The following is a 16436-nucleotide window of genomic DNA, read 5'->3' on the forward strand; positions in this document are numbered from 1 at the left end:
GACAGGCGTTTGCACCGCCGCCTCCGAGGGCCGGTATGACCGACGCGGGGAGCGCGACCGACGACGCCGGGACCGACGCGGGCGCCTGGGCGAGTCTCTTCTCGGGCGGCAAGGACTCCTCGTGGGCGCTGTACCGGGCGCTTGAGCGTGGCCTGCCAGTCGAGCGACTGGTCACCGTCCACCCCGACGGCGACTCCTACATGTACCACGTCCCGGAGACGCGGCTGGCCGGCCTGGCCGCCGAGAGCATCGGGATCCCGCTGCTGGAGGTCGAGCCCGGCGACCTCGGCGCGGAGACAGCCGCCGACAGCGGCCGACAGGGCGACGTCGAACTCGAACCGCTGGAGGCCGCGCTCCGGGAACTCGACGCCGAACTGCCGGGGGGGATCGCCGGGCTGACCGCCGGCGCCGTCGAGAGCGAGTACCAGACCTCCCGGGTCGAGGCGATGGCCGACCGGCTCGGCGCCGACGTGTTCGCGCCGCTGTGGCAGCGTGACCCCCGGGAACTCGCGGAGGCGATGCTCGACGCTGGCTTCGAGGTCACCATCATCCAGGTGGCTGCTGCGGGCCTCGACGAGTCCTGGCTGGGCCGGCGACTCGACGCCGGGGCGCTGGCGGAGCTGGAGGAGCTGAACGAGGACTACGGGGTGCACGTCCTCGGGGAGGGCGGGGAGTTCGAGACGCTCGTGACCGACGGCCCCCACATGGACCGACCCCTCGAGCTCGAGTACACGACGGAGTGGGAGGGGACCCGCGGGCGGGTCCGGGTCGAGGACGCCTGGCTGGGGGAGTAGAGCCGGGAGAGCGGCCCCGGAGAGCCGGGAGAGCGGCCCCGGAGAGCCGGGCCCACCCGCGACGGCTCAGACCAGCCGGCCGACCTGGTCGACGGGTGTGACGCTGTAGTCGACCGAGAGGATCTCCTGGGTGGCGCGGACCTGGCCGACGAACGCCGAGATGTCCTCCAGGTCACCCTCGAGGATGAACAGCTCCATGCAGTAGTGGTCGCCGACGTGGTTGTGGACGTGCGAGACCACGAGGTCGTCGTGGTCGTGACGGAGGTGCATCAGCCGCTGCTCGATGTCCGTGGCCTCGTAGTCGAAGATGACCGTCACGAGCCCCATCAGGTCCCGGCCCTCGAGTCCCTCGTCGTCGAATTCCCCGAGCAGGTTGCGGGCGGCCTCCCGCACGACCTCGCTGCGGCCGGTGTAGCCGTGCTCCTCGGCGAAGGCGTCGATGCGCTCGAGCAACTCGTCCGGCATCGAGACGCTGACAACGGTCATACCCGATCCTGCGGCGGCCGGGTATAGAGCCTTGTCATCGACCGCCCGGACGGCGCCCGCGGACCGCAGCCGTTCGCGAGTTGCGTCCCTCACGCCACCCCCGTCAACCTCCCTCGCGCTCGGCCGACGGCCGCGGCGCGCAATATCCGCAGCGACCGGTAGAGCTATATAGTGATGTGGTATATCATACCATGTATGGCGTCCGCACCGAGCAGCGACGACATGTTCGACGAGTTCCTCTCGCGGCGCGGTCACGAGACCGAGCCTGCCGGCTGGGAGGAGAGTTACAACAAAAAGCAGTGTCCGGACTGTGGCGGTCTCCACGGAAGCGACGCGACACGATGCTCGGTCTGCGGCTGGTCCCCGGTATAGCTCACGGCGACCCCGTTACTGACGCCTGAACGGTCGCCGGTGAGCCCACGGCACAGCGCCCAGTACGGAAGATTGCAGGCCAGTCCGACCCTGTCCGGGGCGCAGGCTCCGCGCTCCGGGAGACAGTTCGAAGGGGGAATGGAAGGGGGGAACCGCAACGGTCCCGTCCCGTACCGTGCCGTTACACCGTTTCGAGTGCGGCCGCGAGGAACAGTCCGACGGCCAGATGCTGGTGCATCGCGGACTCGAGCCGCTCCCGGGCCGCCCCCGCGTCGTCGACAGCGTACTGCTTCGTCCGGACGAGGTCGTGTCGCGAGAGCGTACCGCCGGCGTCGAGGTCGTGGAGCCGGGGGTAGACCGTCCCCGGGCTCGGTTCGACGTCGAACAGGTCTCCCAGGTCGTCGATCAGACCGGTCCCGTGCGTGCCGTCGTCGCGGAGCGCGACGAGCGCGAGCAGGAGTTCGTCGAGACTGCACGTGACGAGTTCCTCGTCGAACGCGACGTCCGCGTCGACGGCGTCGTCGGTGACTGCCGCCAGGACCTCTTCCGGCGTGTCGTCGCGTCCGGTCTCCCGGACGCGCCGCAGGAGGCGGGGCGTCGCTGCCGGGATCCCGTCGTCGTACACCGCCGCCGTGTGACTGTCCTCGCCCGACATGGTAGGTGGACCGCATCCGGGAGTTGTTCCCCCAGTCACATAACTCACCGAGCGCGTTTTCTGGCCGTGAAAGAACCCGGCCGGTTGACGCGGCCATAAACGCTTATGCTCCCGGCTCGTGACCGTCCGGTAGTGGACGACGACAGACCCATCGAGGACATTCTGGACACCATCGGCGACGAGCACGCGCGGCGGGTGCTGGCTGCCATCAGCCGGGAGCCCAAGCCGGCGAAGGAGCTCGCCGAGGAGTGTGACCTGTCGCTGCCGACCATCTACCGCCGCGTCGAGATGCTCGAGGAGCACGACCTCGTGAAAGACCGGACGCTGGTCGCCGACGACGGCAACCACTACAAGGTCTACGAGTGTAACTTCGAGAGCACCGTCATCTCCCTGGACGACGACGAGTACCGGGTCCGGATCTACCGGGAGGAGAACCTCCCCGACCGGTTCAGCCAGCTCTGGGACGACCTCAGCCCCGACTGACGGGCCAGGACGGGCCGGTGGCGAGCCAGAACGGGCCGGAACACCGGTCAGCGGGAGCGACAGGGTCGGCAGCCGACGGCCGGCAGGCGCGTCGCGGACGAGGGATGTGAGTAGTGGCGTTTATTACTGTTCGTGTGACACCTGAAGACGATGGTCGACGCCGCCACGGTCGCGAGGGGGGTCCTGCTGCTCATGCGCTTTGTCGTGTTCGGGCTCTCGCTGGGCCTCACGGTCATCAGCTTCCAGGCCTACCGCAAGCGCCCCTCACAGCGCCTGCAGTACGCCTTTCTCGGGTTCGCCTTCCTCAGCATGGGCGTGGCGATGAGCAGCGTCATCACCCAGCTCGGCGCCGGGGCTGACGAGCTCGTCCGCGTCTTCTTCCAGATGGCCGGGGCGCTCCCCCTCATCATCGGGTTCAGCATGCTGTATCTCTCCCTGTACCGGTGAGTGGTGGGCGGTCCGGCCGAAGAGCCAAACCGGGCCGGACCCGGAGCCGGGTCGTTTATACGTCCCGGTGGTCACTAGGTGTGCAATGACCGAGCCCAGTCCAGAGGTCATCCGCCTGTTCGGCGGTCCCGGCAGCGGGAAGACGACCGCGTTGCTGGACCGCGTCGAACAGTTACTCGAGGACAACGACGACGTCGAGGTGCGGGACGTCCTCGTCGTCTCGTACACGCGTGCGGCGGCTGCCGAGATCCGCGAGCGCCTGGCCGAGCGCCTCGACACCTCCCCCCGGTCGCTCCGGGGCAACGTCTCGACGATGCACGCCAAGGCCTACGACCTGCTGAATCTCTCGCGGGGGGACGTCGTCGGCGAGTCCGACAAGGAGGAGTTCTGTGACGAGTTCGGCATCGACTACGAGGACGAGTACGAGGGGTCCCGGCGCCGGTCGGCCCGGTCGACGACACTCGGCAACAAGGTGATCGCCACCAGCCAGTGGCTCCAGCGCACCTCCCGGGACGTCGCCGACTGGTACGACGTCCCCTTCCAGTGGGACGACAAGGAGGTCCGCCTCCCCCCCGAGATCGACGACAACGCCCAGACCGGCAACAAGTACACCCCGACCTGGCCCTCCGACGACGACCGGCTGGACATCCCCGAGGCGATCCGCGCCTGGCGCACCTACAAGGGCGAGCACGACCTCGTGGGCTTTGCGGACATGCTCGAGCGGGTCAAGCAGCGCTCGCTCCTCCCGAGTGTCGACTACCTCGTGATCGACGAGTTCCAGGACATCACCACCCTCCAGTACGAGGTCTACGAGGAGTGGCGCCCGCACATGAAGCGGGTGCTGATCGCCGGCGACGACGACCAGGTGGTGTACGCCTGGCAGGGCGCGGACCCGGACCTCTTGCTCGACGAGACGGTCACCGACGACGTCATCCTCCCCAACTCCTACCGCCTGCCCTCCCGCATCCTCGACGTCGTGAACCAGGAGGTCAGCCACATCGAGAAACGCCAGGAGAAGGACCTGGAGCCCCGCAAGGAGGGCGGGACCGTCGAGGCGGTCTCGCGGCCGTCGATGCTCGACCTGGTCCGGAACGTCCGCGCGACCGTCGAGGACGACGACGGCACGCTGATGATCCTCTTCCGGGCGCGCTACCAGATGTTCCAGTTCATCGACGAGTTCATCGACGAGGGGATCCCCTTCGCCTGCCTGACCGACCAGCGGATGTGGACCGACCGCCTGTGCCAGTACGTCGACGCCATCGAGGCGCTGGCCGACGAGGAACCGGTGACGGGGCTGCAGGCCCGCCGGCTGGCGGACATGCTCGCCGACTCCGCGTTCGGGACGGGCGACCGCGACGAACTGTTCGACGAACTGGACCAGCTAGAGGAGGAAAGCGGCGTCGAGGACATCACGGACCTGCGGGTCGACCCCGAGACGATCCGGGAACACGCCCCCTTCACCCCCGAGCCGCCCGCCGCGGCCGACATGCTCCGGAAGGTCACGAACTTCCAGGAGCGCTCCGTGGACGCCTACTTCAACGGTACCTACGAGGGGATGGACCGGGACCGCGTGCGCCTGGGAACGATCCACTCGGCGAAGGGCCGGGAGGCCGACCACGTCTTCGTCGCCACCGACCTCACCGAGAAGGTCGTCGAGCAGATGGCCGCCACCGTCGAGCAGGAGGGTCGGGACGTTCCCGGCGACGGGGAGTTCACCAAGCACACCGACCCCGTCCCGACGCTGACCGACAACGAACGTCGCGTGTTCTACGTCGGGATGTCCCGGGCCCGCGAGCGGCTGGTCCTGCTCGAGAACCTGGTCGACGGCGCCCCCACCCTTCCCGTCGACGTCCTGCTGTACAACGAGCCCAGCGAGCGCGGCATCGAGGAGGTCCTCGACGCCGACGCCCCGGTCGCCGGGCGGTAACTCACGTCTCGCGGTCCGATTCCTCGGGCCGCTTCGCGACCCGGCCGACGACCCGCTCGGCCACCATCCCCGGCACGTCCCGTGGCGTGACGAGATACTCCTCGACCAGCACCATCCCGGCGGCGATGGCGAGGAAGGCAGCGCCGGCCAGAAGCTCCCCACGGGTCAGGAACTGGAGCCCCAGCAGCGCCACCGGAATCGCGAGGACGAGCGTGGCGGCGAGCTGGACCAGCCCGATGATACCCCGGCTCACTGTCGGGTGAAGGCGGCCGCCGTCAAAAAGGTCGCCGGTCGCGGGCGGCCGCCACGGGCACGCGGCGGAGCCGGGAAGGGAAAGCGACTTTCGCGTTCCGGCCCGAGTGTGGGTATGTTCACGGGGATCGTCGAGGAGACCGGGGAGGTGCTCGCCGTGGTGGACGAGCCCGAGGGGCGACGGCTCCGGCTCGGCACCAGCTTTGAGGGGCTCACCCGGGGCCAGAGTATCAGCGTCAGCGGCGCCTGCCTGACCGCCGAGGACCACGGCGAAGGGTGGTTCGAGGTCTTCCTTGCCAGCGAGACCGTCGACCGGACCTACCTCGGCACAGTCGGCGAGGGCGACCGCGTCAACCTCGAGCGCGCGCTCCCGGCAGAGGGCCGGCTGGACGGCCACTTCGTGCAGGGCCACGTCGACGGGACCGGCGAGGTGCTGGGGGTCGAGCGCGTCGGCGACGACTGGTACTTCGAGTTCTCCCTGCCCGGCGACCAGGCCAGATACGTCGTCGAGAAGGGCTCCATCGCGGTCGACGGGGTCAGCCTCACCGTCGCCGACCGCCGGGAGGACGCGTTCACGGTCGCCATCATCCCCGAGACCTACGAGGTGACGACCCTCTCGGAGAAGTCGGTCGGCGACCCGGTCCACCTGGAGGTCGACGTGGTCGCGAAGTACGTCGAGAGCCTCCTCGACGCGGGGATGGTCGAGCGCCTGGCCGAGAGTGTCGAGCGATAACCGGGAGCGGCGGCCGCGAGCGCGTGTCGCAGCTGTCGCCGCGACCGCGCGAGAACGGGGAAGGGCAGGCCCGCAACGAGCATCCGGCGGCCTGCGGCCGCCGGTTCACCGTCAGAGCAGTGCTCTGACGAGCCCTCGTTCGGTCCCCTCACGAGGACACCGGACGCGAGCGCAGCGAGCGTCCGGCTTTTTTCACTATGTTTTTTGCGCCGAGCGGTGGCGAGCAGAGCGAGCCACCCGAGGCGCAAAAAAGTAGTCAGAGGAAATCGCGGACCTCGGAGTACCACATGTCGTGTTCCTCGGCCTCGCCGATGGCGTGGGCGACCCGGGCGGCGATGGCGTGCCAGCACAGCTCCGTGGGGTCGGCCGCGTCGAGGTTGTACTCGGCGTCCTTGCAGGTGCAGCCGTCGTCCTCGACGACGTACTCGTCCTCGTGGCCCACCACCACCGTGAAATCGCGGTACTCCTTCACCCGCCCCTCGCCGACGGCCTCGATGGCGCGGCTGCCACGGTCGCCGTGAAGAGCCACGATACGGTCGACTACACCGGGGGTGAGTTCGCCGGCGGCCCGCAGGTCGGCCGCCCACTCGTCGACCGCTGTCACGCCCGACGGTTGGCGAGCGGGCGGCAAAACACCGTCGGTGTCTCGGGCCGGCGCGGCGACGTCGACGGCCGACCACCGGGCGCGGCCGTCGTGACCGAACCGCGTCGAGGGACGACGGGAACGGTACGGCGACCGACGCCAGCACGTGTCGGATCTCTTCATGAAGTGTAGTTCACCGAATACTTATCGGGCTCTCGTGCGTCTGTTCTCACACGTTCGAGAAATGAGCGAACACACACATGTTGTCGCACTCTGTGGCAGTCAGGCCGAGAACAGCGTCACGCGGGTCGCCGTCGAGGAGGCACTGGAGGCCGCCGCGGCGGCGGGCGCGTCGACGGAACTGCTCGACCTCAGGCAGTGGGACCTGCCGACCTTCGACGCCGACGACCGGGACGCCGGCGACGCGCCGGCGTTCCGGCAACGCGTCCGGGAGGCCGACGCGGTCCTGCTGGGGACGCCGATGTACCACGGCTCCTACGCCTCGCCGCTGAAGACCGCGCTCGACTACTGCGGGTTCGACGAGTTCGAGGACACGACCGTGGGGCTGCTGGCTGTGGCCGGCGGGAGCTTCCCGCTGCCCGCTCTGGCACACCTCCGGGAGGTCTGTCGCGCACTCGAGGCGTGGACGCTGCCGACCCAGGTCGCCGTGCCGGACTCCCACGCCGCGGTCGAGGACGGCCGCCTGGCCGACGAGGGCATCGCCGAGCGGACGGCCACGCTGGGGCGGGAACTGGCCGCCTACGCCAACGTCTCCGCGTATCCGGACTGCCCCTCGGCGCCCGCGCCCGCAGTCGGGGACTGACGAGCGCGACGCCGCGCCGGGCGCGGGGCCGCAGGGTCCCGGTCGGCCCCGGTCTATCCCCACTCCACGCCGGTGACTGTAGCCATCTCGTCGACGGTGACGCGCCCGTCCGGGCCGTCGCCAGCGGTGACCGTGACGGCCACCTCCCGGGGGTCCGTGGCGGCGAGGTCGACGCAGTCGGCGTCGACCAGACAGTCGAACGACCAGAGCGGCCGGTCCCGGCTGTCGACCCCGTGGTCGTGCAGCCGGCCGACCACTCCCGGGTGCCCGAGCGCGAGGACCCCGGTCGGGACGTAGCTGTAGAAACTGCAGTGGTCACAGTCGACCGAGACGAGCGCCGGCTGGTCGCTGGCGTAGTGTTTCTCGTAGCGCTCGAGCGCCTGGAGCGTGGTCGCATCGGCGACCAGCCCGGCGTCGGTCGGCCCGGCACACACCGGACAGACCCCCGCGGTCGCCGACAGCCAGTACCGCCGGGTCCGCGTGTCGAACGCCCGGGCCACCGCCTCGCCCTCGCGACCGGCGAATCCGCCGGGGTCGAACGGGTAGCCCAGGACCGTCTGTGAACACTCCCGACACCGTATCCGGGCGAGAAACTCCTCGTAGGTAAACGCCAGTTGCGCGTCGCAGTCGGGACAGGTCTCCGACAGCGGAACCGAGCGGTCCGCGACTTCCTCCTCGAAGACGCCGCTCTGGACCGCGTCGATGACGCGGTGGCCGGGGTAGAGCAGTTCGTACCGGTCGTCGACGTGGGCGAGGAACTGCCCCTCGAGCTTCGAGAGGTGGTAGTTGAACTTCCCCGTATCGCGGACGCCGACCGCCCGCCGGAGCTCCGAGAACCGGAGGGCGTGGTTCTCGGCGTCCCACAGCGCCCGGAGAACCCCCAGCCGTGTCTCCTGGGCGACGACCGAGATGGCCTCCGCCGTACTGGTGTCGGGCTCGCCGTCCCGTTCGCGTCCCATACGTCCCCTGTTCGGCCGTTCCACTTAGTTCCAGTCGCCCCTGCCGGGGCGTCACCACCGCGTGAGCCGCGGGGTACGGGCCCGGGTAGAGGCGAACCTTCAAGTCGGAAGACGGGGCCACCGGGCGTGTGCCGTTCGTACTCGGGCGCCGGAGCGGGGACGAGGGCGGGCCGGCTGGAGTGCTGGGTCACTTCCTGGCCCGCGACGGGAGCCACGGGGCGGAGGTCCGGGTGGACCTCGACGGGCCACACGCGTCACTGGTCGTCGGCAAGCGCGGGACCGGGAAGTCCTACACCGTCGGGGTCCTGGCGGAGGCGCTGGCCGGCACGGCGGGCGTCGCGCCCGTCGTGGTCGATCCGATGGGGGTCTTCGGCGGGCTGGCCGACTGTGGCGCGACCGTCGTCGGGGAGCCGGCCGTCGCCGCCGGGGCGCTGTCCCCGCGGGCGTGGTGTGACCTGCTCTCGCTGTCCCCGGAGGGGAGCGTCGGCGGGCTGGTCTGGGAGGCCGCCACGGCCGCGGACACGCTCGCCGGCATGCGCGAGGCCGTCGACGGGGCGGAGGCGCCAGCGCGTGACCGCCGCGCCGCCGCGAACCACCTCCGGCTCGCAGCGTCGTGGGGCGTCTTCGACCCCGAAGGGCTGGAAGCCGGGAGGCTGGCCGAGCCGGGCGGGACGGTGCTCGACGTCTCGGGGCTGGCGCCCGCACCGACGAACGCGGTCGCCCGCGCAGCCGCGGACGCGCTCTACCGGGCCCGCGTCGAGGGGGAACTCGCCCGTCTGCCCTGGCTGCTGGTCGACGAGGCCCACGCTCTCTTCTCGGGGGTGGCGGGCCCCGGCCTCGAGCGGCTGCTCACCCGCGGGCGGGCGCCGGGAGTCAGCCTCGTCGCCGCCACACAGCGCCCCAGCGCGCTCCCGGGGGTCGCGGTCTCCCAGTCGGACCTGCTGGTCGCTCACCGGCTCACCTCGGGCGCCGACATCGAGGCGCTCCGGCGGACCCGACCCACCTATCTCGACGACCTCGACGACCGGCTCCCCGACGGGACCGGCGAGGCGCTGGTCGTCGACGAGGCCACCGAGACCGCACACACCGTGAGCGTTCGCGAGCGGGAGACGCCGCACGCCGGGGACAGCCCCAGCGCGAGCAGCCTGAGCGAGGAGGTGGGCTGACGGGCTATCCGGTGTCAGTGCCGTCCCCGGCGTCCCCGGTCCGCCACGCGGCGCGCCGGCGGTGGGCGGCGGCGACCTCGACCGGGTCGAACTCCCCGCCCTCGCCGACAACCGTCACCGCGTCGGCCGGCGTCACGTCGAAGGTCGGGTTCAGGACGTCGAGGTCCGGCACCCCGTCGCCGCTCTCGCTGTTCCCGTAGACCTCCCCGGGGTCGCGGGGTTCGAGGTCGACGACCCCGTCCCGGCGGACCTTGTCGACCGACCCCGCCACGACGACGTCGACCCCCTCCCGGGCCGCCGAGAGGGCGGCCCCGCGGGTTCCGGCCTTGTTGACGACGCGGCCGTCCGGGAGGACCGCGTCGGCGCCGACCAGCAGGGTGTCGGCCCCCCACTCGACCAGCTGGTGGGGGAAGGCGGCGTCCGTGGTGAGCGCGACTGCCGCGTCGAGCGAGTCGGCAGTCGCCTCGGCGACCCCGACCCCCTCGCGTCCGGGCCGGGACTCGGCGACCAGCACCGCGTCGGGCTCGGCGCGGGCGAGGGTTTCCCGGACGGTGCCCGACCGCGAGAGCGTCGCGACCCGGCCGCCGGCGCGTTCGGCCGCGCTCGCGGCCGCCCGCCCGTCGGCCCGGAGCGCCCGCTCGATGCCGGCCTCCGCGGCCGCCTCCAGGGCTGCCGCCGTCCGCTCGTCGGCCGCGTGGACCGCGCGGTCGACCCGGTTGGCGACCACGGGCATCGCCGGCCGGGCGGTCGCGAGCTCGCGGGCGAGGGCGCCCAGCCGCTGCCAGCCGGCACCGCTCCCGTCGCTGTCGTCCGCCGCCCCCTCGACTCGCAGGGCCGCCTCGTCCCGGAGCACCTCTAGGGCTCGCACGGAGAGGTAGGCCGCGCCGTGCTCGGTGTCCCCGGCGACCGTCTCAACGCGCGGGCGTATCCGGTCGTAGGACTCCCAGAGGTCCGTGACTGTCTCCCGCCGGAGGATCGCGGTCGGCGGGACCCACTCGTGGGTCTCGGTCTCCCAGTTGGGCTCGACCGCTCGGGTCGGGCAGTCGAACAGGTAGGGGTGGACTAGCCACTCCCCCTCGTCGTCGCGGACTTCGAAGGGGTCGCCGGCCCGGACGAAGGCGAGGGTCTCTGGGTCGATCCCCGTCTCCTCGCGGACCTCCCGACGGGCCGCCACGTCGGGGTCACCCTCGGCGTGGCCCGCGACCCCACCCCACAGCCCCTGGTACGAGCCTACCGTCTCGCTCCGGCGAAACAGGAGTACCTCCGCGTCGTTGCGCAGAAAGCAGGTCACGACCGCCGTCGCCATGCCGGGAGTTCGTCGCCGGCCCACTCAAACCTTGTCGGCGCCGCGGTGGGCTTTTGTCGGCCGCCCGCCACGCACCGGCATGGAACTGGCGATCATCAGCGACACCCACATCCCCTCGCGCTCGTCGGCTATCCCGGAAGGCTTCCGGGACCGGCTTCGCCGGGCCGACCGGGTGGTCCACGCCGGCGACTTCGACAGTTCCGCGGCGCTGGCGGACGTGGAGGGTCTCGCCGCGGACCTGACGGCGGTCGCCGGCAACACCGACCCCGACCTCGGGCTGCCGCGGACTGCGACCCTCGAGGTCGGCGACGTCACGCTCGCGGTCACCCACGGCGCCGGCTCGCCGCGGGGGTACGAGGGACGGCTGGCGGCGGCCGGCCGGGAGGCCGGGGCGGACGTCGTGGTCGGCGGCCACACCCACGAGCTTCTGGATACGACCCGCGACGGACTGCGGCTGCTCAACCCCGGTAGCGCCACCGGCGCCTGGCCGGCCGACCTGGCGACCATGCTGACCGTCCGGCCCGACGGCGACGGCCTCGAGGTCGAGCGCTACGAATCCTGGTGAGGCCCGTGTCCGGCCCGGGGCGCGGCGTGGGCGGGGCAGTCTTATGCCTGCCGGCCGCCTTCATCTGGTATGGAAGACGTCCTCTTCGAGTCCGAGAGCAAGCAGTCCCGTGCGGAGATCGCCGACTACCTGCGGCGGGTCGCCGACAGCCTGGAGGCCGGCGACGACATCACGCTGCGGGCCGGCGACCAGTCGGTCACCCTCGCGCCACCCCCGACCGCCGAGTTCGAGGTGAAAGCCGAGCGCGAACACGCCGGCGACGGCACGCCGGGCGAACTCAGCGTCGAGTTCGAGGTCGAGTGGGACGAGGACAGCGAGGGCGGAAGCGGCGGTGGCGACCTGACGATCGAGTAGGGAGGGCCCGGCCGGCCGCTTCTCAGCACAGCGCGTCCCACAGCGCCGCCAGCGTCGCCTCGTCGCGGGCGAACACCGAGAGCGGGCCGTCCTCCCGGCGGTGACAGCCGGCCTCGCCGGCCAGCAACTCGCCGGCGACCTGCTCGCGGTCGTCCGGGTGGAAGGTGACGTAGCCGTCGACCCGTCCCCGGGCCAGCAGCCCCCAGTAGACCACCGGTGCCCACGTCTCGACGACGCGCTTGCAGACCCCCCGGACCGCCCGGACCTGCTCGCGGTGGCGGTCGTAAAGCGTGTCGTCGGCGAGCACCGGTCCGCCGATGACCGACGCGACCGTGGCGTGAGAGGGCGGGACGCCGTCGCCCTCGGCGGCCGTCACCGGCCGGCCGTTGTAGGTGACGCCGCCGCCCCGGCGGGCGAGGTAGGTGTCTCCCAGGGCGGGCACCGTCACCGCCGTGACGACCGGCTCCCCCGCCGCCAGAAGCGTCACCGCGACGCCGAAGGTCGGGACGCCGGCGGCGAAGTTGTTCGTCCCGTCCAGCGCGTCGACCACCCAGCAGTAGCCGCCCTCGCACTCGCCGTTTCCCTCGTGGTGGCCCGACTCCTCGGCCCTGACCGCGTGGCCGGGGTAGGCCTCCCGCAACACCCCGAGCACCCGCCGTTCGGCGCCGCGGTCGGCCGCCGTCTTCACGTCGCCCGCCCCGTAGTCGGCGTCGAGCGCGCCGTCGGCGAACCGCTCGCGGAGGTACGCGCCCGCGTCGGTCGCGGCCGCGCGGGCGACCGCTGCGAACGCCTCGCGGTCGTCGTCGGCCGTCGAGCTGTCGTCCATACCGGCACCCGCGGCACGCCTCGCCGAATCGGTTTCGGTCCGCGGGCGGCCGGCGAGCCGGGCGAGCCGCAGCGACCGGGAGCAGCGAGTCACGCGAGCCGGGGACCCTGCCGCGGACGGCGGGCTTTTGGCCCCCCGCGCGAACACCCCGGTATGGAGGTATTCGCCGTCGAGGGGTTGCCGGAGGTCCGCGCGGGTGACGACCTCGCCGCGATGACCGGAGAGCGGGTCGACCTGCAGCCCGACGACGTGGTCTGTGTCGCGAGCACGGTCGTCTCGAAGGCCGAGGGCCGGACTGCCGACCTCGCCGACTACGAGGCCGGCGAGCGCGCCCGGCGGATCGCGACCCGGGCCGCCGAGGAGGCCGGCGAGGACAGGGACCCCCGGTTCGCGCAGGCGGTCATCGAGGCGAGCGAGGAGCTGCTGATGGACCGGCCGATCATGCTCGCAGTGACGCGCTTCGGGCACGTCACCGTCAACGCGGGGATCGACCGCTCGAACGTCCCCGGTTCGGACCTCCTCCTGCTCCCCGAGGACCCGGCAGCGAGCGCGCGCCGGCTGCAGGAGGGGCTGGGCGCACGGGTAGTCGTCACCGACACCTCCGGCCGGCCGTTCCGGTACGGCCAGCGCGGGGTCGCGCTCGGGTGGGCCGGCCTCCCCGCCGCCCGCGACTGGCGGGGCGAGCGCGACCGGGAGGGCCGGGAGATGGAGGCGACCGTCCAGGCCGTCGTGGACGAACTCGCCGGCGCGGCCAACCTCGTCACCGGCGAGGGCGACGGCGGGACGCCCGTCGCCGTCGTCCGGGACTTCGACTTCGGCGACCACGCCGGCGACGACGACCTCTTCCGGACCGCTGACGACGACCTGATACGCCCCGCGGTCCGGGAGTACTACGCGGAGTGACGGCGCCAGCTCCGGTCGGGCGCGCCGGCGCGCGGACAGAACCCTCATACCCGCGCCGACCCACGCTCCGGTAACCGATGGACGCCATCGAACTCACGCCGGAGCACCCGGTCCCGCAGCTCGGCGAGTGGGCGGAAACTGCCGAGCGGGAGGGCTTTGACACCGCCTTCGTCAGCCACCACTACAACAACCGCGACGAGTTCGTCGCGCTCGCGGAGATGGCCCGGGCCACCGACCGGATCCGGCTGGGGCCGGGGGTCGTCAACCCCGCCGAGACCCACCCGGTGACGCTCGCCTCCCGGATGGCCACCCTGGACGAACTCGCCGGCGGCCGCGGCGTCTTCGGCGTCGGTCCGGGGGACGCCGCGACCCTCTCGAATCTGGGACTGGACCCCGAGCGCCCGCTTCGGCTGGTGCTGGAGACGATGCAGGTCGCCCGGGAACTCTGGAACGGCGAGCGCGTCGACCACGACGGGACCTTCGAGGCCGTCGACGCCGGGCTGAACTACGAGGCCGGCTCCATCCCCGTCTACGTCGGCGCCCAGGGCCCACACATGACCAGGATGGCCGCCAAGTACGCCGACGGACTCCTCTACAACGGATCACACCCACGTGACCTCGCGTGGGCGGCCGAGCGGGTCGCGGAGGGGCTCGACGAGCGGCCCACCGGGCGTGGTGATTTCGACTTCGCGGCCTACGCGAGCGTCAGCGTCGCCGACGAGGAGGCAACGGCCCGCGAGGCCGCCCGGCCGCCGGTGGCCTTTATCGCCGGCAGCGCGCCCGAGCCGGTCCTCGAACGCCACGGGCTGGACGTCGAGCGCGCAGCGAGGGTCGGCGAGCACGTCGCTGCCGGGGCGTTCACGGAGGCCTTCGAAGCGGTGAGCGAGGAGATGATAGACGCGTTCTCGGTGGCGGGCACGCCCGAGACGGTCGCCGAGCGGGTCGCGGCCCTGCTGGAGACGGCCGACAGCCTCGTCGTCGGGTCGCCGCTCGGGCCGGAGCCGGGCGAGGCTATCGGGTTGGCTCGCGAGGCTCTGCGTCTGGCCCGCCGGTGACGAGGTTGGCGACCGCACCGAGGGTGAGGATGCCGAAGTAACCGACCGACAGAAGCACGAACAGCCCGCCGACGGCGACGAGCAGCGCCGACAGCGGGTCGTGGGTGGCGACGGTCGCGAACTCGCCGGGCATGTCGAGGACGCTCTGGATGAAGTCCGTGAGCAGGCTCATGCCACCCGCTTGCGGCCGGGGTCACTTGGAGTTGTCTCTCCGCCGCGACCGGGGCCGCCACCGCTAAGACCGGGCGGCCCCCAGGGTCGGGTATGGAGAACCGCTCGCTCGACGACTTCCTCGACGGCGAGGGGTCGGAGTCGGAACCGGCGGAGCAGGCCGGCCCGGACGCGACGGGGGAAGCGAAGGCGGAGCCGGAAACGGACGGGGAGGCGGACGCACATGCGGAGTCGGGGGCGGACGCGGAAGTGGATGCGGAGTCGGGGGCGGATGCGGAGTCGAGCGCTGACGGCGACGTGCGGGTAGAGCCGGCGGGCGTGGAGCCGGCGGCGACGACCTACGCCGCCGGAGAGGGGGAGTGTGCGGCCTGTGGCGGGGCCGTCCGGGAGCGCTGGCGCGGCGAGGCGGGGCTGGTCTGTCCTGCGTGCAAGGAGTGGTAACGCCTGGGAGCCGGTCCGGAGGCAGGCGGTGTCTGTGACGCCTGCACACAGCCAGTATCCTTACTAACCCAGGCGCCCAAACGGGTGTAGCACTCTCCCGTGCGAGCGGCGGGCGGCGGCCGCCACCGGCCCGCACACTCGCCACGGTCGCACACCCATGACAGACACCGACACGGACACGGAGCACGACGCCGAGGAGGTAGGGCCGACAGCCGGCCGGGGGGTCGAGGAGGCGAGCGCGGTCGTCGCCGACGTCGTCGAGAACGTCGAACGCGTCATCGTCGGCCACCACGACGAGGTCGAGCACATCATGACCGGGCTGCTCGGCCGGGGGCACATTTTGCTGGAGGACGTCCCCGGCGTGGGCAAGACGATGCTGGCCCGTGCCGTCGCCGAGTCCTTCGACGGCACCTTCAAGCGCGTCCAGTTCACCCCCGACCTGCTCCCCTCCGACGTCACCGGCGTCAACGTCTACAACCAGAAGACCAACGACTTCGAGTTCCGCCCCGGCCCCATCTTCGGGAACGTGGTCCTGGGCGACGAGATCAACCGCGCCCCGCCCAAGACCCAGTCGGCGCTTTTGGAGGCGATGGAGGAACAACAGGTGACCGTCGACGGCGAGACCCACACGGTCCCCGACCCCTTCACCGTGATCGCGACCCAGAACACCGTCGAGGGCGACCGCGCCTACGACCTCCCGCTGGCGGAGGTCGACCGCTTCATGAAGAAACTCCACCTCGGCTATCCCGGGGAGGACGAGGAGGTCGAACTGCTGGACCGGGTGGTCGGCCACCACCCCATCGAGGACCTGGAGGCGGTGACCACGCTGGCGGACCTGTCGGCGGCCCGGACGACGGCCGCGGGCGTCACCGTCGCCTCGCAGGTCCGGGAGTACGCCACCCGGCTCGCGGGATACACCCGCGAGCACGCCGCCATCGGAGTCAGTCCCCGGGGGAGCATCGCGCTGTTGCGCGCCGCCCAGGGGCGGGCCGTGCTCGACGGACGGGACTACGTCGTCCCCGACGACGTCCAGGCGGAGGCCGAGGTGGTCCTGGCCCACCGGATCCGGGCCGACGCCGACCACACCGGCCGGGACCTCGTCGCCGACGCGCTGGAGCGGGTCCCCGTCGAGTAG

At 71.8% G+C, this 16436-nt stretch carries 22 protein-coding genes; 14 read left to right on the forward strand and 8 right to left on the reverse strand.

All coding sequences use genetic code 11. The annotated features are described in order from the left end of the window. Positions 1 to 35 precede the first annotated feature (35 nt). Positions 36 to 794: a diphthine--ammonia ligase gene (locus tag GN153_RS10280; protein ID WP_159902416.1), complete on the forward strand. Its 759-nt coding sequence runs from the start codon at positions 36 to 38 to the stop codon at positions 792 to 794. A gap of 66 nt (positions 795 to 860) precedes the next feature. Here GN153_RS10280 and nikR read toward each other — a convergent pair whose 3' ends face one another. Next, positions 861 to 1280, reverse strand: coding sequence for a nickel-responsive transcriptional regulator NikR (gene nikR / locus GN153_RS10285; protein ID WP_159902418.1), 420 nt, complete (start codon positions 1278 to 1280; stop codon positions 861 to 863). A gap of 195 nt (positions 1281 to 1475) precedes the next feature. On the opposite strand from nikR, the gene GN153_RS17515 reads away from it, so the two are divergent. Next, positions 1476 to 1652, forward strand: coding sequence for an HVO_0416 family zinc finger protein (locus GN153_RS17515; protein WP_201287870.1), 177 nt, complete (start codon positions 1476 to 1478; stop codon positions 1650 to 1652). A gap of 181 nt (positions 1653 to 1833) precedes the next feature. Here GN153_RS17515 and GN153_RS10290 read toward each other — a convergent pair whose 3' ends face one another. Continuing rightward, the gene (locus tag GN153_RS10290) at positions 1834 to 2307 is read right to left on the reverse strand and encodes a PadR family transcriptional regulator (protein WP_159902420.1); all 474 of its coding nucleotides are present in this window, start codon (positions 2305 to 2307) and stop codon (positions 1834 to 1836) included. Between the two features lie 132 nt (positions 2308 to 2439). Here GN153_RS10290 and GN153_RS10295 point away from each other — a divergent pair, with 132 nt between their 5' ends. The 3 genes from GN153_RS10295 (at position 2440) to GN153_RS10305 (ending at position 5164) form a co-directional block, all read left to right on the forward strand. After that, complete coding sequence (locus GN153_RS10295; protein WP_159902422.1) at positions 2440 to 2790, forward strand: ArsR/SmtB family transcription factor; 351 nt, start codon at positions 2440 to 2442, stop codon at positions 2788 to 2790. 150 nt (positions 2791 to 2940) lie between these two features. Next, positions 2941 to 3237, forward strand: a complete 297-nt coding sequence (locus tag GN153_RS10300; protein ID WP_159902424.1) for a DUF7521 family protein — start codon at positions 2941 to 2943, stop codon at positions 3235 to 3237. An 85-nt stretch (positions 3238 to 3322) separates the two neighbouring features. Then, positions 3323 to 5164 carry a UvrD-helicase domain-containing protein gene (locus GN153_RS10305; protein WP_159902426.1) on the forward strand — a complete coding sequence of 614 codons (1842 nt, stop codon included), beginning with the start codon at positions 3323 to 3325 and terminating at the stop codon, positions 5162 to 5164. A 1-nt stretch (position 5165) separates the two neighbouring features. Here GN153_RS10305 and GN153_RS10310 read toward each other — a convergent pair whose 3' ends face one another. Further along, positions 5166 to 5417 carry a DUF7533 family protein gene (locus tag GN153_RS10310; protein ID WP_159902428.1) on the reverse strand — a complete coding sequence of 84 codons (252 nt, stop codon included), beginning with the start codon at positions 5415 to 5417 and terminating at the stop codon, positions 5166 to 5168. A gap of 114 nt (positions 5418 to 5531) precedes the next feature. Here GN153_RS10310 and GN153_RS10315 point away from each other — a divergent pair, with 114 nt between their 5' ends. After that, positions 5532 to 6149, forward strand: a complete 618-nt coding sequence (locus GN153_RS10315; protein WP_159902430.1) for a riboflavin synthase — start codon at positions 5532 to 5534, stop codon at positions 6147 to 6149. 256 nt (positions 6150 to 6405) lie between these two features. On the opposite strand, the gene GN153_RS10320 is transcribed toward GN153_RS10315, so the two are convergent. Next, complete coding sequence (locus GN153_RS10320) at positions 6406 to 6753, reverse strand: hypothetical protein (protein WP_159902432.1); 348 nt, start codon at positions 6751 to 6753, stop codon at positions 6406 to 6408. Between the two features lie 223 nt (positions 6754 to 6976). Between GN153_RS10320 and GN153_RS10325 the strand changes: the two genes are divergently transcribed. Beyond that, positions 6977 to 7555: an NADPH-dependent FMN reductase gene (locus GN153_RS10325; RefSeq protein ID WP_159902434.1), complete on the forward strand. Its 579-nt coding sequence runs from the start codon at positions 6977 to 6979 to the stop codon at positions 7553 to 7555. A 53-nt stretch (positions 7556 to 7608) separates the two neighbouring features. On the opposite strand, the gene GN153_RS10330 is transcribed toward GN153_RS10325, so the two are convergent. Next, positions 7609 to 8514 (reverse strand): DUF7351 domain-containing protein, encoded by a 906-nt coding sequence (locus GN153_RS10330; protein WP_159902436.1) that lies wholly within the window; start codon positions 8512 to 8514, stop codon positions 7609 to 7611. Positions 8515 to 8642: 128 nt separating this feature from the next. Between GN153_RS10330 and GN153_RS10335 the strand changes: the two genes are divergently transcribed. Continuing rightward, a complete protein-coding gene (locus tag GN153_RS10335; protein WP_159902438.1) occupies positions 8643 to 9680 on the forward strand; it encodes an ATP-binding protein in 1038 nt (345 codons plus the stop codon). A gap of 4 nt (positions 9681 to 9684) precedes the next feature. On the opposite strand, the gene GN153_RS10340 is transcribed toward GN153_RS10335, so the two are convergent. Continuing rightward, positions 9685 to 10986, reverse strand: coding sequence for an NUDIX domain-containing protein (locus tag GN153_RS10340; RefSeq protein WP_159902440.1), 1302 nt, complete (start codon positions 10984 to 10986; stop codon positions 9685 to 9687). 79 nt (positions 10987 to 11065) lie between these two features. Here GN153_RS10340 and GN153_RS10345 point away from each other — a divergent pair, with 79 nt between their 5' ends. Both GN153_RS10345 and GN153_RS10350 read left to right on the forward strand, forming a co-directional pair. Further along, a complete protein-coding gene (locus GN153_RS10345) occupies positions 11066 to 11551 on the forward strand; it encodes a metallophosphoesterase family protein (protein WP_159902442.1) in 486 nt (161 codons plus the stop codon). A 69-nt stretch (positions 11552 to 11620) separates the two neighbouring features. Beyond that, positions 11621 to 11905 carry an amphi-Trp domain-containing protein gene (locus GN153_RS10350; protein ID WP_159902444.1) on the forward strand — a complete coding sequence of 95 codons (285 nt, stop codon included), beginning with the start codon at positions 11621 to 11623 and terminating at the stop codon, positions 11903 to 11905. Positions 11906 to 11927: 22 nt separating this feature from the next. Here the strand turns inward: GN153_RS10350 and GN153_RS10355 are convergent, their stop codons facing one another. Next, positions 11928 to 12731, reverse strand: coding sequence for an inositol monophosphatase family protein (locus tag GN153_RS10355; protein ID WP_159902446.1), 804 nt, complete (start codon positions 12729 to 12731; stop codon positions 11928 to 11930). A 153-nt stretch (positions 12732 to 12884) separates the two neighbouring features. Here GN153_RS10355 and GN153_RS10360 point away from each other — a divergent pair, with 153 nt between their 5' ends. Both GN153_RS10360 and GN153_RS10365 read left to right on the forward strand, forming a co-directional pair. Then, entirely contained in the window at positions 12885 to 13634 is a 750-nt protein-coding gene (locus GN153_RS10360; protein WP_159902448.1) for a coenzyme F420-0:L-glutamate ligase, read from the forward strand. 77 nt (positions 13635 to 13711) lie between these two features. Continuing rightward, positions 13712 to 14689 carry a 5,10-methylenetetrahydromethanopterin reductase gene (locus tag GN153_RS10365; RefSeq protein WP_159902450.1) on the forward strand — a complete coding sequence of 326 codons (978 nt, stop codon included), beginning with the start codon at positions 13712 to 13714 and terminating at the stop codon, positions 14687 to 14689. Here the strand turns inward: GN153_RS10365 and GN153_RS10370 are convergent. After that, the gene (locus GN153_RS10370; RefSeq protein ID WP_159902452.1) at positions 14646 to 14861 is read right to left on the reverse strand and encodes a hypothetical protein; all 216 of its coding nucleotides are present in this window, start codon (positions 14859 to 14861) and stop codon (positions 14646 to 14648) included. The two genes, GN153_RS10365 and GN153_RS10370, sit on opposite strands and share 44 nt — an antisense overlap. Positions 14862 to 14953: 92 nt before the next feature. Between GN153_RS10370 and GN153_RS10375 the strand changes: the two genes are divergently transcribed. Beyond that, entirely contained in the window at positions 14954 to 15301 is a 348-nt protein-coding gene (locus tag GN153_RS10375) for a DUF7573 domain-containing protein (protein ID WP_159902454.1), read from the forward strand. A 157-nt stretch (positions 15302 to 15458) separates the two neighbouring features. Further along, a complete protein-coding gene (locus GN153_RS10380) occupies positions 15459 to 16436 on the forward strand; it encodes an AAA family ATPase (protein WP_159902456.1) in 978 nt (325 codons plus the stop codon).

Source organism: Salinirussus salinus (assembly GCF_009831455.1).
GTDB lineage: Archaea > Halobacteriota > Halobacteria > Halobacteriales > Haloarculaceae > Salinirussus > Salinirussus salinus.

What these genes read in the sequence shown, in the direction of transcription:
- GN153_RS10350 (WP_159902444.1), top strand. Translation starts at nt 11,621, where the DNA reads ATGGAAGACGTCCTCTTCGAGTCCGAGAGCAAGCAGTCCCGTGCGGAG.
- GN153_RS10315 (WP_159902430.1), top strand. Translation starts at nt 5,532, where the DNA reads ATGTTCACGGGGATCGTCGAGGAGACCGGGGAGGTGCTCGCCGTGGTG.
- GN153_RS10355 (WP_159902446.1), bottom strand. Translation starts at nt 12,731, where the DNA reads ATGGACGACAGCTCGACGGCCGACGACGACCGCGAGGCGTTCGCAGCG.
- GN153_RS10325 (WP_159902434.1), top strand. Translation starts at nt 6,977, where the DNA reads ATGAGCGAACACACACATGTTGTCGCACTCTGTGGCAGTCAGGCCGAG.
- GN153_RS10345 (WP_159902442.1), top strand. Translation starts at nt 11,066, where the DNA reads ATGGAACTGGCGATCATCAGCGACACCCACATCCCCTCGCGCTCGTCG.
- GN153_RS10365 (WP_159902450.1), top strand. Translation starts at nt 13,712, where the DNA reads ATGGACGCCATCGAACTCACGCCGGAGCACCCGGTCCCGCAGCTCGGC.
- GN153_RS10380 (WP_159902456.1), top strand. Translation starts at nt 15,459, where the DNA reads ATGACAGACACCGACACGGACACGGAGCACGACGCCGAGGAGGTAGGG.
- GN153_RS17515 (WP_201287870.1), top strand. Translation starts at nt 1,476, where the DNA reads ATGGCGTCCGCACCGAGCAGCGACGACATGTTCGACGAGTTCCTCTCG.
- GN153_RS10300 (WP_159902424.1), top strand. Translation starts at nt 2,941, where the DNA reads ATGGTCGACGCCGCCACGGTCGCGAGGGGGGTCCTGCTGCTCATGCGC.
- nikR (WP_159902418.1), bottom strand. Translation starts at nt 1,280, where the DNA reads ATGACCGTTGTCAGCGTCTCGATGCCGGACGAGTTGCTCGAGCGCATC.
- GN153_RS10340 (WP_159902440.1), bottom strand. Translation starts at nt 10,986, where the DNA reads ATGGCGACGGCGGTCGTGACCTGCTTTCTGCGCAACGACGCGGAGGTA.
- GN153_RS10370 (WP_159902452.1), bottom strand. Translation starts at nt 14,861, where the DNA reads ATGAGCCTGCTCACGGACTTCATCCAGAGCGTCCTCGACATGCCCGGC.
- GN153_RS10280 (WP_159902416.1), top strand. Translation starts at nt 36, where the DNA reads ATGACCGACGCGGGGAGCGCGACCGACGACGCCGGGACCGACGCGGGC.
- GN153_RS10305 (WP_159902426.1), top strand. Translation starts at nt 3,323, where the DNA reads ATGACCGAGCCCAGTCCAGAGGTCATCCGCCTGTTCGGCGGTCCCGGC.
- GN153_RS10290 (WP_159902420.1), bottom strand. Translation starts at nt 2,307, where the DNA reads ATGTCGGGCGAGGACAGTCACACGGCGGCGGTGTACGACGACGGGATC.
- GN153_RS10375 (WP_159902454.1), top strand. Translation starts at nt 14,954, where the DNA reads ATGGAGAACCGCTCGCTCGACGACTTCCTCGACGGCGAGGGGTCGGAG.
- GN153_RS10360 (WP_159902448.1), top strand. Translation starts at nt 12,885, where the DNA reads ATGGAGGTATTCGCCGTCGAGGGGTTGCCGGAGGTCCGCGCGGGTGAC.
- GN153_RS10330 (WP_159902436.1), bottom strand. Translation starts at nt 8,514, where the DNA reads ATGGGACGCGAACGGGACGGCGAGCCCGACACCAGTACGGCGGAGGCC.